This is a genomic window from Leifsonia sp. NCR5, assembly GCF_002105485.1.
In the GTDB taxonomy this organism is placed as follows: domain Bacteria; phylum Actinomycetota; class Actinomycetes; order Actinomycetales; family Microbacteriaceae; genus Leifsonia.
In genome coordinates, this window is sequence record NZ_NCSR01000015.1 from 49,094 (window position 1) to 61,455 (window position 12,362).

Sequence of the window (12,362 nt, forward strand, 5' to 3'; positions counted from 1 at the left end):
TGGCCGCCCCCATCGAAAGGACGTAATTAAGGAACGGAATTACTTAATTACTATCCCGTGAGAGCAGTGGTGTCAAAGGAAACTTTCGGAATACAAAATCCTCGTTTAAAATTCGGGCAGATTCGTAAGGTCGAAGACAGCTGTTTCGACGTGATCGAGCGCCAGGCGGACACCGCCGAGCGCGGCGGCCCGATCACCGAGTTCGGAGATCTCGACACGCGGGCGAATGAGTCTGGCGTGAATGCTTAGTCGCTCGCGGAGCTGCTGAGCGAAGGGGGGCCCTGCGAGAGAGATCCCTCCACCGATGACGACGAGCTCAGGGTCGACGGCGAGCGCGAGGGCGGAGAGCCCCGTGGCCAGGTCGTCGGCGTACTGCGCTATTGCAGCGGCCGCCGATTGGTCCCCCTTTTCTGCCGCCCGAAACACGTCCGCCGCTGTCGCGGGCGCGATATCGTCACTGGCGCCGGTGGCCATCAGGCGCTCCGCGGCCCCAAGCCAGCGGAGGATATTCATTTCGCCGACCATTCCGGCGGCACCCGTTCGCCCTCGGTGCAGCGTGCCTCCGATGATCATGCCGGCGGCCGTTCGGTAGCCGGCGACAAGGTAGATCAAATCGCTCGTTCCGCGGCCCACTCCGTAGCTGAACTCTCCCAGTGTCGCCGCGTGCGCGTCGTTCTCGATGAAGACTGGGCATCCGAGCCGTTGCTGAAGCCGAGCGGCCAGTTCTATCCCGTCCAATTCAGGGATGGCGCGGGCGACGCTGATGCGACCCAACCGATCCACGATTCCTGGCACCCCGGCACCCACCGCGAGGAGCCGCGAACTCGGCGCGAATAACCGCATCGCCTCGTCGATCGCGGAACCGACGACCTCAACTCGGCCTGCGCCCGTCATCGAGCCCTCGAGCTGTACCCGGTGTTCGCCCACGATCTCGTTGTGGAGGTTGAGGAGAATTACGAGAAGCTTGTGCACACCAACGTCCACGCCGGCAACGATTCCATCCTCGCCGCGCAGGCGGAATCTGATGGCGGGTCGCCCTGCTTTTCGCTCCTTGCCGTCTGGATCCAGCCGCTCGATCCATCCCCTGTCCTCTAGTCCTTTGACGCCCTCCAGCACTGTTGGCCGAGACAACCGGGTCGCGTCGGCCAGCTGCGTGAGAGTTCGTGGCTGTGCGTTCCGCAGCGCCACGAACACAGCGACGGAGAAGGGGTCGACGACCGGCGCGACGAATCCCGTTGACAACATCCCTGCAGCCTCCTCGCTTATGGTTCAGCGAAAACAATATTACAAGCGGCAACAGATCACCTGATAGCGAGGCTTCCTGAAATAGGGCTCAACCGGGTGTTGCGGGAAGTTGCGGGGGCAATGCTATATTGAAACCGCAATCCATAATCCCGAAAAGACCGCGGCGATGTCGTCGCCGGGTTACAGCAGAAGAGAGAGACAATGATGTCCACATACCGGTCGCGAAGTCTGGGCGCTGTGGCGCTGGCTGCGACAACCGCATTGCTATTGGCTGGCTGCGCTCCCGGCGCGGCGAGTGGTGAGGGAACACAGAACAAGCCCACGAAGACGATCACCTCGGACAAGATCACCCTCACGGTAGCGACCGACACGCCGGCTGAAGTGACGATGGCGGTGGCCAAACTCTTCGAGAAGGCCCATCCCAACATCACCGTGAAGGTCGATGCGACCGGGTACGAGAGCTTCGTGGCAGGCGAGCCCCTCCTCCTAGCATCCAACCACTCCCCGGACTTGGCTCTGGTCAACGGCGTCGCGAACATGGCGAAGGACCATCTGCTTCGTCCGCTTAACGACTACGCGAAGCTGTATGGCTGGGACAAGAGCATTTCTAAGATCTCGCTCGCTCCGAACTCGGTGGAAAGCGACCTGGTCACGCTCGGCGGAGACAAGCTGGTCGCCCTGCCACTGACGTACTACGAAGTGGGCGTGTATTACAACAAGAAGCTCGCCGCCGCGGCTGGGATCACGAAGCCGCCCACAACGTTGGAGGAGTTCAACGCCGATCTCGCGAAGGCGAAGGCTGCGGGTGAGCTTCCGATCCAGTTCGGCAACCAGCAAGGGCACGGGTCGTTCACCATCCAGGAAGTGGCGCAGGCGATCTCCGGGGCGAAGGTGGCCGACGATTGGATCTTCGGGAAGAAGGGCCAGACGTTCGACACCGCTGCCAACCGGACCGGCGTGCAGACGATGATCGACTGGAACGCGAAGGGCTACTTCCCGCCCGTGACGCAGGTGAACGGAACAAACCTCGCCGGCGCTGTCTCGAACTTCGTCGCCGGACAGGGCGTGTTCTTCATCGACGGCAACTGGGACTCCACAACCATCGCGAAGGGAATGGGAGACAACGCCGGATTCTTCGTCTTCCCCGGCCCGCACCCGGTGGCAGCGGGAGGCTCGACGTCATACGCGATCTCCGCCAAGGCGAAGCACCCGAACGAGGCAGCAGCGTTCCTGGACTTCTTCGCGTCCTCCGCGTCAGCCCAGGCGATCTACGACAACGGGGTGCTGCCGAATGATGTGTCGTCACTGCACCCGACTAAGGGGACACTCAACGCTGATCTGATCGCGGCGTTCCGCAGGGTCATCGACGCTGATGGCCTCTCAAACGCGTACGCGAACGCGTCGCCGAGTATGAACACGACATTCACGCAGCAGACACAGGAACTGCTTGCGGGTAAGACGGACCTCGAGGGCTTGCTCACCGCCGTCCAGGCCGACTGGACGGCCGCGCACGGTTCATGACATCACCACAGCGGCGGGGGCGGGGTAGGGCATACCTCTATCTCGCCCCCGCTCTCCTCGTCTATCTGACCTTCGTCATCCTTCCCTACCTCCAGACCATCTGGTATTCGCTGTATGAATGGGACGGCGTCGGCGAGGCTGTCTGGGTCGGCCTCGGAAACTACGCCAGCGTGTTCACCCAGCCGGCGCTGATCAGCGCGATCCAACACGCCTTCGGTTACATCGTCTTCTTCTCTTTCCTCCCCATCGCGATCGGCCTCGTCCTTGCAGCGATCGTCGCTGGCGACACCCGCCGGAACTGGACGATCCCGCGCGCGATCATCTTCCTGCCCCAGATCGTCCCCCTCGTCGCCTCCGGCATCGCATGGACGTTCATCTACAGCCAAGACGGTCTCATCAACCAAGTGCTGCGCGCGGTAGGGCTCGGCGACTACGCCCGAGCATGGCTCGGCGACTTCACCTGGGCGTATCCCGCCGTGGGCATCGTCGGAACATGGGTGGGCATCGGCTTGTGCATGGTGCTCTTCATCTCGGGCATCCAGAAGATCGATCACGGCCTCTACGAGGCGGTCCGTCTCGATGGAGGCGGCCGTATCCGGGAGTTCTTCACCATCACCATCCGGCAGCTACGGGGAGAGATCTCCGTCGCACTCACCCTCACGGTGATCTCCGCCCTCGCCAGCTTCGACGTCATCTTCATCATGACCGGCGGCGGCCCAGGCTCCTCCACCACCGTCCCCGGCGTCACGATCTACCGACTCGCCTTTAGCTATAACCAGATCGGTCTGGGCGCCGCCCTCGGCATCGTCCTGAGCTTGCTCGTCTACATTCTCGTGCTCGGTATCAACGCGATTTTCAGGGAGAGACCCAGTGCTCACTAAGCGACGAAGCATCACGACAGGAGTGCTCCTGTGGATCGCCGCCCTCACCTCGTTCGTCCCGTTCGTCGCGATCGCCCTGACGTCGCTCCAGCCCGCTGACAGCGCCACCGGCGGATTCACACTGCCCAGCAGACTCGACTTCAGCAACTTCGCCACCGCTTGGACAGCTGGCGGCTTCGCCACGCTCATCCAATCAAGCGCAATCGTCGCCATTGTCGTCATGCCAATCGGAGTCATCTGCGCGACCCTCGCCGGATACGCAATGGGTACCATGCAATTCCGGGGAAAGTCGTTCATCCTCGCCCTCTTCCTCATCGGCCTCACCCTGCCGTACGAGGCCATCGTGGTCGCCCTCTACTACGGTCTGCGCGACGTCAACCTGCTTGATACCTACTGGGCACTCATCCTTCCGCTGACCGGGGCGTTCATGCCGTTCGGCATCATATGGATGCGCTCCCACTTCGAGACCATCCCGGCATCTCTGACCGAGGCTGCCGCTGTCGACGGCGCAAACAGCTGGACAACCTTCTGGCGGATCCTCCTTCCGACGGCACGACCAGCCATCTCCACTCTGGCCTTGCTCTACTTTGTGTGGAGCTGGAACCAATTCCTGTTCGCACTGATCCTCATCCAGGACCCAGCGCATCGAACAGCCCCGGCCGGCTTGAGCCTGTTCATCACACAGTTCAGCAAGAACCTGCCCCTGCTCTCCGCCTCGACCATCATCGTGATCATCCCGGTCGTCATCGTCTATCTCGTCTTCCAACGGCAGCTACTACGAGGGTTTCTGCAGGGCGCGGTCAAAGAGTGACCGCGCCTGGCACCGACCCCGACCCGACCACCGCGTCCCCCGTCGACGCCGTCATTTCCCATGGAGAACGCATGTCTATCACCACGATCCATGTCGTCCACAAGACGCACCTCGACGTCGGTTTCACCGACTACGCCGCCGACGTCGTCCAGCACTACGTCGACGTGTTCATTCCCGCTGCAATCCGCCTCGCGGACGCGCTAGAGAACGCTGGCGGCTCGGAGAGATTCATCTGGACGACCGGTTCCTGGCTCATTACCCACGCTCTCCGCCACGGAAGCCCTGAACAGCGATCAGCCGTAGACCGCGCAATCCGCGAAGGCAAACTCACCTGGCACGGGTTACCGTTCACCACACACACCGAACTCATGACCTCCGGCCTTTTTGAACACGGCCTCTCGCTCTCGACGAACCTCGATAAGCGCTACGGTCGCCGCACTATCAGTTCGAAAATGACAGACGTACCCGGGCACACCATTGCGATGGTCCCTTTCCTGCACCAGGCAGGGATCAGATACCTGCACATCGGCATCAACCCGGCATCCGCACTCCCAGATGTCCCCCCGCACTTCCGCTGGCGAAGCCCGGACGGGTCCGAAATCATCACCACCTACGACGCTAACTACGGCAACGGCGATGACAGCATTCCGGCGGCTTTCCCCGGCCAAACCGACGCCCTCTACATGGCTTTCACGAATGACAACCTCGGACCGCCCACCGCTGGCGAGGTCGTCGCTTTATTCGCTCGGCTTCAGAAGCGGTATCCGCACGCGCGCATCCAAGCATCCACCCTCGACGCTTTCGCCGCCACGCTGCTCCCACACGCCCCGGCATTGCCTGTCGTCGACGAAGAGATCGGCGACACGTGGATCCATGGTCCTGCCGGCGATCCCGTCCTCGTTTCGCGGTTCAGGCGTCTCCAAGCGCTCCACGAGCGCTGGATCGGGGAAGGGAAGCTCAAGCGCGACAGTCCGCAGTCCGAGGATTTCTCTGACTCCCTTCTCCTCATTGCGGAGCACACCTGGGGACGCGATGTGAAATCGTGGCTGCCCGACTATGTCAACTACACCAAACGGGATTTCGCGCGCGCACGCGACCGGGACATCGTCGACGAACAGCTCACGCCCGAACTGTATTCATACGCGCTGCAGTGGGCATCGAAGACGACGGATCGTTCATACACCTATTCGGGTCTCGAGCGATCGTGGCAGGAACAGCGCGACTACGCGCAGACCGCGATCGACAGTCTGCCCGAACTCCTGCGGGCCGAAGCCAAGGCTGAATTAGGCGCCGCCGCGCGGACGCGTTCTGTCCCGGCTTCAGCGCACACACACATCGGCGGGGTGCGCCGGCTAGGACAGTTTGCGGTCGAATTCGGGCTGGATGGCTCTCTCGCATCGGTCACGGGCACAGGTCGAACAGTGCACGCCGATAAGGACCATCCGATCGGTCAATACGTCTACCAGACTTTCTCCGCCCACGACTACCAACGATGGATTCGTGACTATTGCCGCGACCTCGCAGTCAACGCGTCCTGGGCAATGGCCGATCATGAAAAGCTCGGTCTCGACCTTCTCGATGACATGCCCCCTGCGCGCTCTTTCACCCCGCACCTTGTTAGCCTCTGGCAGTGGACGGAGGACGGCTTCGATATCGCACGCGTCGCAGCGATCATGCCGGACGATGCCTCAGAACTGCGAGGCGCACCGCGCGAGGTTGAGATCACGTATACGTTCGACCGGTCCGCACCCACCATCTCCGTGCAGCTCAGACTGACGAACAAGGATGGGTATCGTTTGCCGGAAGCGAGCTGGTTCCGCATCGCCCCACTGGTCGACAACCCCAACAGATGGAATCTGCGCAAGCTCGGGAACCTGGTCGACCCTCGCCGAGTCGTCCGTAACGGGAATCGCACAATGCACGCGGTCGACGCGATCGAGTACACCAACGGCTCCAGACAGGCCCGGCTCGTCTCCGTGGATGCTCCCCTCGTCGCCCTCGGACGACCGCGACTGCTCGAGTTCGACAACACCTTCAACAACCTCGACGACGGCTTCTACTTCAACCTCCACAACAACGTCTGGGGGACCAACTTCCGAATGTGGTTCGACGAAGACGCCAGCTACGAGTTCCACCTGTCCCTCGACACCGCTCCCCAAGGGATCGAAGCATGACCATCGACGTGCACGGCGCCGTTGCTCCGCGCTTCGGCGCCATCGAAAAAGCCTTCGCCGATGCGTTCGCGGGCCGTCCCTCGATGGGAGCGGCCCTAGCCATCCGCCACCATGGCGAGATCGTCGTCGACCTGTGGGCCGGCCTTGCGGACCCCCGGGACCGGTCCCCGTGGAACGAGAACACCGCAACCGTCATCTTCTCCTGTACCAAAGGCCTCCTGGCGCTTCTCGCCGCCAGACTGGTACAAGAAGGACGACTGGACTACGACGCACCGGTCACTGACTACTGGCCCGAATTCGGCGCCGCCGGCAAGCACACCATCACCGTCACAGAACTGCTTGCACACCGCGCGGGGCTATCCGCCCCCCGGGAGCCTCTAACGGTGAACGACATCGTCAACTGGTCCCGAATGACCGCGACGCTAGCCAGACAAACACCGCTCTGGCAGCCGGGCTCCGGCCACGCGTATCACGCCATCACCTACGGCTGGCTCGCCGGAGAACTCATCAGACGCGTCACCGGCGAAAGCGCCGGAACGCATTTTCAGCGGGCCATCGCCACGCCGCTCCACCAGGACGCGTGGATCGGCTTGCCTGACTATGCCCGCAGCAGAGTGGCCTACGTGTCGGCCGATGCTACTCTTCAGGATCTCATCGCGGACGAAGCCGCGCACCGGGATATCAATGTGCCCGACTGGAGCGAGAAGTCGATGACGCTCGGCGGAGCGCTCCCACCCGAACTAGTCGGCGAGGAGTCGGGCTTCAACGATCCGCGAATCCAAGCCGCAGAGGTACCCGGAGCGGGCGGTATCGCAACCGCCAGAGCGCTGGCGTCGATCTGGTCTTCCGCAATCACGACCACCGACGGCGTGTGCCTGCTCAGCGCAGCCACCATGCAAGAAGCAACACAAATTCAGACGGAAGGGGCGCCGATCTTCGGTAGCCCAGGCCCATGGCCCCGGTGGGGACGCGGCTTCCAATTGGATTCGCAAACCAGGAGATACCTCACGGCCTCCGGTTTCGGACACGACGGGGCAGGTGGGCAGGTCGCGTTCGCAGACCCAGACACCGGCATCGGCTTCGCCTTCCTCACAAACCAGATGGAAGGACGGGAAGACACGCGCGCAACCCACATCATTGACACGCTGCGCGCCCTCCTGAAAACCTTGCCCGGATGATCACCACATGACGTCGCGGGTTTTCAACTTCCGTGGACGGCCTCGGCGCGATGCCGTCCACGGGGGATCCTGTCTGATGCAACCGCTAACGCGAACCGGTACGCCTTCGCCGGCGGAGACCCCGTCAACAACGGTGACCCCGGCAGGCGCATCACCACAGGCCTGACACCGCTCCTGCGCCTCTACCGGTCCAGGTGACGCTGGCGTTGCTGCCCCTGGTCCGTCGGCGTCTTGCGCGCAATTGATGCACGCTTCGGGGCCGTGGTCACGGCTTCACGAGGATGTCTGGCTTGGTCGGCCGCGACCGTCATGCGGGCATCTATGACCTCACGGTCGGCCTTGCCCTCGAGCGAGGAGGCGAAGTACTCCCGCCGCTCGGCGCTGTCGAACGCCTCGGCTGCGCCCGCGCGGTTCGCGTTCGCGTCGCCACGCAGCTCGACGCTCACGTCCCGGTCGTTCTCCGCCTCTGATCGCAGCTGATCGACGTCCAACGCCCCATCCGTCTCGGCGACCCGTTCGTCCGCCTGTCGCTGGCATTCCTCTGCCACTCGATCGAGCCTCTCCGCCGCGGTGAGGAACGCGCCGGCTTCTGCAACGTCGACGACACTTTCCCCGCGCGAGGTGGCCGCCGCCAAGCGAGTGCGCTCTGCCCTGGCCAGCGCCTCACGCGCAGCCGCAGGGTCCGCGTCGAGGTCCTGGACGTCCAGCCCGTAACGGTCTCGGACCTCCTCTGCGATGCGTTCGCCGGCACGGTCGGCCTCGGGGTCGATACTGTGCCAGGCGGTAGCGGTCTTGTGCGCGTTGGCGATCCGCTCGACGCTGGCGGAGTCCCACCAACTGCGCTGGTAGACCGGTGCGAGCTCGGCGCGTGCCGCCGCTCGTTCGGCGTCGAAACGTGCTTGCAGCTCACGGTTCTGCTGCTCGGTCTGCGCTTGGCGGGTGCGGGCGAGCGCTTCCCGGATGCGTGCGAACCGTGCGCCCAGCTGTGCCGCCACAGTAAGTGCGATGCGCAGCTGACCGTCCAGTGCGTCCGCGATGCCGTCATTCTCTTCGGCCATGATTGCCACCTTCCGTTATCGTCCGATGCCGCGGTCTTGCTCGGGTCCGGTCGCGGGCTGGTAGGGTTTGGCGGGCTCGATCTTCGTCGGCACCGGCGACCCGGGCCGCGGGGCGCTAAGTCCGGTCTGCGCGATCCGCACCGCTTCGGCGGTGCGCTCGTCGACGTCAGCGGCCGGGGTGCTCTCACCCTTCCGTGGGACCTCCGGGAGCCGCGAGGCCACCGTGGCCATCTGCGAGTTCAGAGTGCGGGAGATCTCCGCCGCGCGAACCTCGTCCCCGATGGCCTTGTGCATGTCGATGATCGCCACGGTGAGCCGCGCCAGTTGGCGCATCAGGATCGCCTCGGCCATCGTCCCTTGGCCCTGGCTCGCGGCCTGCATCAGGAGCATGGCGGCGCCGCCGGCGCTGCCCATGCTGACCTTCTTCGGCTTCGACGTGTGCGCTTTGATCTGCGCGGATCGGGCAAGCTCACGGGAGGTTGCAGCAAGCGGCCCTGGCGTCGTCTCGACCCGCTGCGACCATGCGGCGAACGCTCCGGCGGTGTCGCGCGCGACGTGTGCCCACGCGGCCCGATCGCCCGGTGGCACGGTGCGCAGCTCATCGCGCATCCGCCGCATGTCGTCGGAGTATTTCTGCCACAGCTCCGGTGCCGGCTCGTTCTCTTCACGGCCCGGCGAGACCGGCCGGTACTGCCACGGGTTGCGGCTCGTGGCCTTCCACTCGTCGACCGCACTCTGCGCCGCCTGTGGGCTGTCTGGCCATCCCTCGCGCAACCGCGGGAGGGTCAAGTCGCGGGCGAGCCGGCCGCCGCCGTACCAAACCGGGGGTGTGCCGTGCTCGGTGCGCAGCGCAACCGAGTAACCAGCCACAACGTCGTCACGGCCCGCGGCGAATCGGGGCCGGATGAGGACGCCGGCCCGGCGCACGCGACGCACAAATTCGCCCTCGTCGACCGACGCGGCCGCCGCCGCACGGACGGCCCGCTCGAGCCGGTGCGCGTCGACTTCGACCGCGCCGGTGCGGCGGGCGCGTTCCTGTTCGGCGGGCTTGATGCCCCGCTCCCCCAGCCCGTGCTCCCGGCTGCTGAGCTGCTGCAGCCCGTACTCGCGCTCGAGGTCGCGGCACGTGTCCTGCGCCTTCTTGAAGTCGTTGTGGGTGCTCGCTTTAGTGCCGTCCTCGCGCACCAAAGCGACCGCGATGTGGACGTGGTCGTTGCCGTTGGTCGACAGACCGTGACGGACGGCGACCCACCGGCACTCGGCCTTGCCGCTGGCCTCGGTGAATCCCATCCGGTCCACGAAGTCTTGCGCGATCGCGCCCCACTTCTCATCGGATAGCTGGCCCTCATCGGCTCGTAGGGACAGGGAGCAGTGCCACACATCCGCGGGCGTCGTGGTCGAGTGAACCGCGCCCGTCTCCGGGTCGGTGATGCTCTGCGTGCGCGTCACCTCGACGCCGAGCGCGACGCGCGGCTCGTCGAGGTCCTTCGCGATCGCCAGAGCCGTCTCACGATCCAGCACACCGTAACCGTGCATCGCAACGATGGCGGAGTTCCCGGCGACGAGATGCTGCTCCTCGTGTTCGTTCGAACGTCCCGGACCGGCCAGGTAGACCATGAGCCCACCCATCCGGCTCCCCCGGGTGATGTTCGGCATCATGAGTCGGCCAGCGTTTCAATCGCTGCGGACAGGCGCGGCACAAGCGACCGGTACTCGGTGACGATCGCCTCCGCCTCAGCCGGGAACGTGCCCTCACTGTTCGCGTACTTCGCGAGCTGGTTCGCATTGTTCGCCAAGCTGGCAAGAAGACGGCGAACCGCGAAAATCTCCACGATCGCATCCTTACGATCCGTGTCCGTCTGCACGTGACCGCTCATCGCGGACTCGAACAACAGACGCGGAACGGTCACCCCACGAACAACGGCACGGGCGCGCAGCTGCGTGTCCTCCTCCGGAGTGACCGAAACCTCGTAGCGCTTCGCGCGCTTCGCTTCACCGCGGGCGTTGGCACGTCGAGAACGGCCGAATAGTCGGCTCTCGTTCTGCTCCGACATCGCCCCTCCCCCGCCCTTCTGGCCCAGCGCAGCGAACCCGCCTCCCGGCGGGGACCATACGACCAGTATGCCGGTGCCGGACGCGACAGTCCAGCACCGCAAGCCAGTTACCCCGGGTAACTGTATAGCTTGCTCCGACTGGAGCTCCGCCCGAACGGTGCGTAAGCATCGGTGAGGCAGCACCTGGAGGGTGCAACATTACGCCTAGTGGAGCGGTTGGGGTCCTGTTAATCTGAGGCTATGAGCGACATACAACTGGACCCACAGGAAGCCGCCCGGAAGGCGCGGGCCATCATCGAGGCGGAGCAGAACGCGCGCGTGCGCTCCGTGGAAGAGCTCGTGTCTGCCACTAACGCGTTCGACGCCGCGGAGCAGGCGGTCAAGGATGCCGCCGCCGCGCACGACAAAGCCTGGAGTGCTGCACTTGCCGCCGGTTGGACAGAGAAGAACCTGCGCGAGATTGGCGCCCGTGCGCCCGGCCAGTCCGCGCCCCGCTCTCGCAAGCGCCGTGCTGCAGCTGCACCGCAGCCCGAGAGCATTGAAGGGTGAGCCTACGGCTCCTCTGCTTGTAGAACAGGCCCCGCCGAGCGTCGCTCGGTGGGGCCTGTTCGTGGGGCAACTCCGTTGCCTTTCGGCTAGGTGATGGTACGCACCGTTCCTCTCCGAGCAAGAGCTTTCGCGGCATATCCTCACTCGCTGCGCTCCCTCCGGTATTCCACGGTCTCTTGCTCATTCACCCCCGGCGCTGTTTCGGCAAAAGCGCCGAAAGGCAAATGGGTTGAGATGAGAGAGGGAGCGAGTCATGAGCACGAACGTCACCTTGTACGTGGAATCCGGATCCACAACAAGCGACAAAACCAAAGCAGCAATGGGCACAGCCGGCATCGCATACGAGCTGGTGTCAGTCACGGCCAACGACTACCCGCTGCAGGCGGTGGGAACCTCGTACGCGACGGCACCGGTCACGGTCGTCGACGGGAGCAGTTGGGACGGGTACCGGCCGGATCTGATCGCGCGGCTCGCATCCGACCAGGCGCTCGAGGTGTACGAGGTCCCCGCCGATCCGATGGACGCCCTCTACTGCGAAAGCTGCCAGTGATGAGCGCCGCATACCTCCGCCGGCACGGCGTCACCGTGCCCGCACAGCTGCGCTCCTACACACCCGACGAGGCAGCCGCCGAGACCGGGCTGACACTCGACGAGCTGCGCCGGATGCGCGAGCGCGGCGAGGGGCCGGCGTACGTCACGATCGGCAAACGAACGGTGCGATATATCCGCGTCGACGTCAACGAGTGGCTGTGCTCCGCTCAGCCGATCGGGGCGGATCTGGCAGCCGCTCGTGCCGCCATCCAGTCGGACGGCTCCACACCGTGACCGTCTGCCCCCAGCCAGGCGCCAGCCACAGGTGATCAATCCCGATCGGGAGGGCGGGATCCTCGG

12 protein-coding genes are annotated in these 12,362 nt (G+C 64.4%); 8 read left to right on the plus strand and 4 right to left on the minus strand.

Features of this window, described 5'->3' with window-relative positions:
* Positions 1 to 105 precede the first annotated feature (105 nt).
* Positions 106 to 1,245, minus strand: a complete 1,140-nt coding sequence (locus tag B7438_RS13370; RefSeq protein WP_085370099.1) for an ROK family protein — start codon at positions 1,243 to 1,245, stop codon at positions 106 to 108.
* A 237-nt stretch (positions 1,246 to 1,482) separates the two neighbouring features.
* Between B7438_RS13370 and B7438_RS13375 the strand changes: the two genes are divergently transcribed.
* From B7438_RS13375 to B7438_RS13395, 5 genes are all read left to right on the plus strand, one after another.
* Positions 1,483 to 2,766, plus strand: coding sequence for an ABC transporter substrate-binding protein (locus tag B7438_RS13375; protein WP_179150819.1), 1,284 nt, complete (start codon positions 1,483 to 1,485; stop codon positions 2,764 to 2,766).
* On the plus strand, positions 2,763 to 3,647 hold the full coding sequence (locus B7438_RS13380) for a carbohydrate ABC transporter permease (RefSeq protein WP_085370101.1): 885 nt from the start codon (positions 2,763 to 2,765) through the stop codon (positions 3,645 to 3,647). Before B7438_RS13375 ends, B7438_RS13380 begins: the two co-directional genes overlap by 4 nt.
* Positions 3,637 to 4,458: a carbohydrate ABC transporter permease gene (locus B7438_RS13385; RefSeq protein WP_085370102.1), complete on the plus strand. Its 822-nt coding sequence runs from the start codon at positions 3,637 to 3,639 to the stop codon at positions 4,456 to 4,458. Before B7438_RS13380 ends, B7438_RS13385 begins: the two co-directional genes overlap by 11 nt.
* A 71-nt stretch (positions 4,459 to 4,529) precedes the next feature.
* Entirely contained in the window at positions 4,530 to 6,632 is a 2,103-nt protein-coding gene (locus B7438_RS13390) for a DUF5054 domain-containing protein (RefSeq protein WP_085370103.1), read from the plus strand.
* Positions 6,629 to 7,810: a serine hydrolase domain-containing protein gene (locus B7438_RS13395; RefSeq protein WP_085370104.1), complete on the plus strand. Its 1,182-nt coding sequence runs from the start codon at positions 6,629 to 6,631 to the stop codon at positions 7,808 to 7,810. Before B7438_RS13390 ends, B7438_RS13395 begins: the two co-directional genes overlap by 4 nt.
* A 182-nt stretch (positions 7,811 to 7,992) precedes the next feature.
* Here B7438_RS13395 and B7438_RS13400 read toward each other — a convergent pair whose 3' ends face one another.
* Genes B7438_RS13400 through B7438_RS13410 form a run of 3 tightly spaced genes read right to left on the minus strand, consistent with a single transcriptional unit; the run spans position 7,993 to position 10,922 of the window.
* Positions 7,993 to 8,868, minus strand: coding sequence for a hypothetical protein (locus B7438_RS13400; protein WP_085370105.1), 876 nt, complete (start codon positions 8,866 to 8,868; stop codon positions 7,993 to 7,995).
* A 15-nt stretch (positions 8,869 to 8,883) separates the two neighbouring features.
* On the minus strand, positions 8,884 to 10,527 hold the full coding sequence (locus tag B7438_RS13405) for a relaxase/mobilization nuclease domain-containing protein (protein WP_085370106.1): 1,644 nt from the start codon (positions 10,525 to 10,527) through the stop codon (positions 8,884 to 8,886).
* Positions 10,524 to 10,922 (minus strand): plasmid mobilization relaxosome protein MobC, encoded by a 399-nt coding sequence (locus tag B7438_RS13410; RefSeq protein ID WP_085370107.1) that lies wholly within the window; start codon positions 10,920 to 10,922, stop codon positions 10,524 to 10,526. The genes B7438_RS13405 and B7438_RS13410 overlap by 4 nt, the downstream gene beginning before the upstream one ends.
* Positions 10,923 to 11,162: 240 nt before the next feature.
* Between B7438_RS13410 and B7438_RS13415 the strand changes: the two genes are divergently transcribed.
* The 3 genes from B7438_RS13415 to B7438_RS20595 all read left to right on the plus strand — a co-directional run bounded on the left by B7438_RS13415 (position 11,163) and on the right by B7438_RS20595 (position 12,296).
* A complete protein-coding gene (locus B7438_RS13415; RefSeq protein WP_085370108.1) occupies positions 11,163 to 11,471 on the plus strand; it encodes a hypothetical protein in 309 nt (102 codons plus the stop codon).
* A gap of 253 nt (positions 11,472 to 11,724) precedes the next feature.
* On the plus strand, positions 11,725 to 12,021 hold the full coding sequence (locus B7438_RS20590) for an NrdH-redoxin (protein ID WP_179150820.1): 297 nt from the start codon (positions 11,725 to 11,727) through the stop codon (positions 12,019 to 12,021).
* A complete protein-coding gene (locus B7438_RS20595; protein ID WP_179150821.1) occupies positions 12,021 to 12,296 on the plus strand; it encodes an AlpA family transcriptional regulator in 276 nt (91 codons plus the stop codon). The genes B7438_RS20590 and B7438_RS20595 overlap by 1 nt, the downstream gene beginning before the upstream one ends.
* Positions 12,297 to 12,362: the final 66 nt, after the last annotated feature.

What these genes read in the sequence shown, in the direction of transcription:
- B7438_RS13370 (WP_085370099.1), bottom strand. Translation starts at nt 1,245, where the DNA reads ATGTTGTCAACGGGATTCGTCGCGCCGGTCGTCGACCCCTTCTCCGTC.
- B7438_RS13380 (WP_085370101.1), top strand. Translation starts at nt 2,763, where the DNA reads ATGACATCACCACAGCGGCGGGGGCGGGGTAGGGCATACCTCTATCTC.
- B7438_RS13390 (WP_085370103.1), top strand. Translation starts at nt 4,530, where the DNA reads ATGTCTATCACCACGATCCATGTCGTCCACAAGACGCACCTCGACGTC.
- B7438_RS13395 (WP_085370104.1), top strand. Translation starts at nt 6,629, where the DNA reads ATGACCATCGACGTGCACGGCGCCGTTGCTCCGCGCTTCGGCGCCATC.
- B7438_RS13400 (WP_085370105.1), bottom strand. Translation starts at nt 8,868, where the DNA reads ATGGCCGAAGAGAATGACGGCATCGCGGACGCACTGGACGGTCAGCTG.
- B7438_RS13405 (WP_085370106.1), bottom strand. Translation starts at nt 10,527, where the DNA reads ATGATGCCGAACATCACCCGGGGGAGCCGGATGGGTGGGCTCATGGTC.
- B7438_RS13410 (WP_085370107.1), bottom strand. Translation starts at nt 10,922, where the DNA reads ATGTCGGAGCAGAACGAGAGCCGACTATTCGGCCGTTCTCGACGTGCC.
- B7438_RS13415 (WP_085370108.1), top strand. Translation starts at nt 11,163, where the DNA reads ATGAGCGACATACAACTGGACCCACAGGAAGCCGCCCGGAAGGCGCGG.
- B7438_RS20590 (WP_179150820.1), top strand. Translation starts at nt 11,725, where the DNA reads ATGAGCACGAACGTCACCTTGTACGTGGAATCCGGATCCACAACAAGC.
- B7438_RS20595 (WP_179150821.1), top strand. Translation starts at nt 12,021, where the DNA reads ATGAGCGCCGCATACCTCCGCCGGCACGGCGTCACCGTGCCCGCACAG.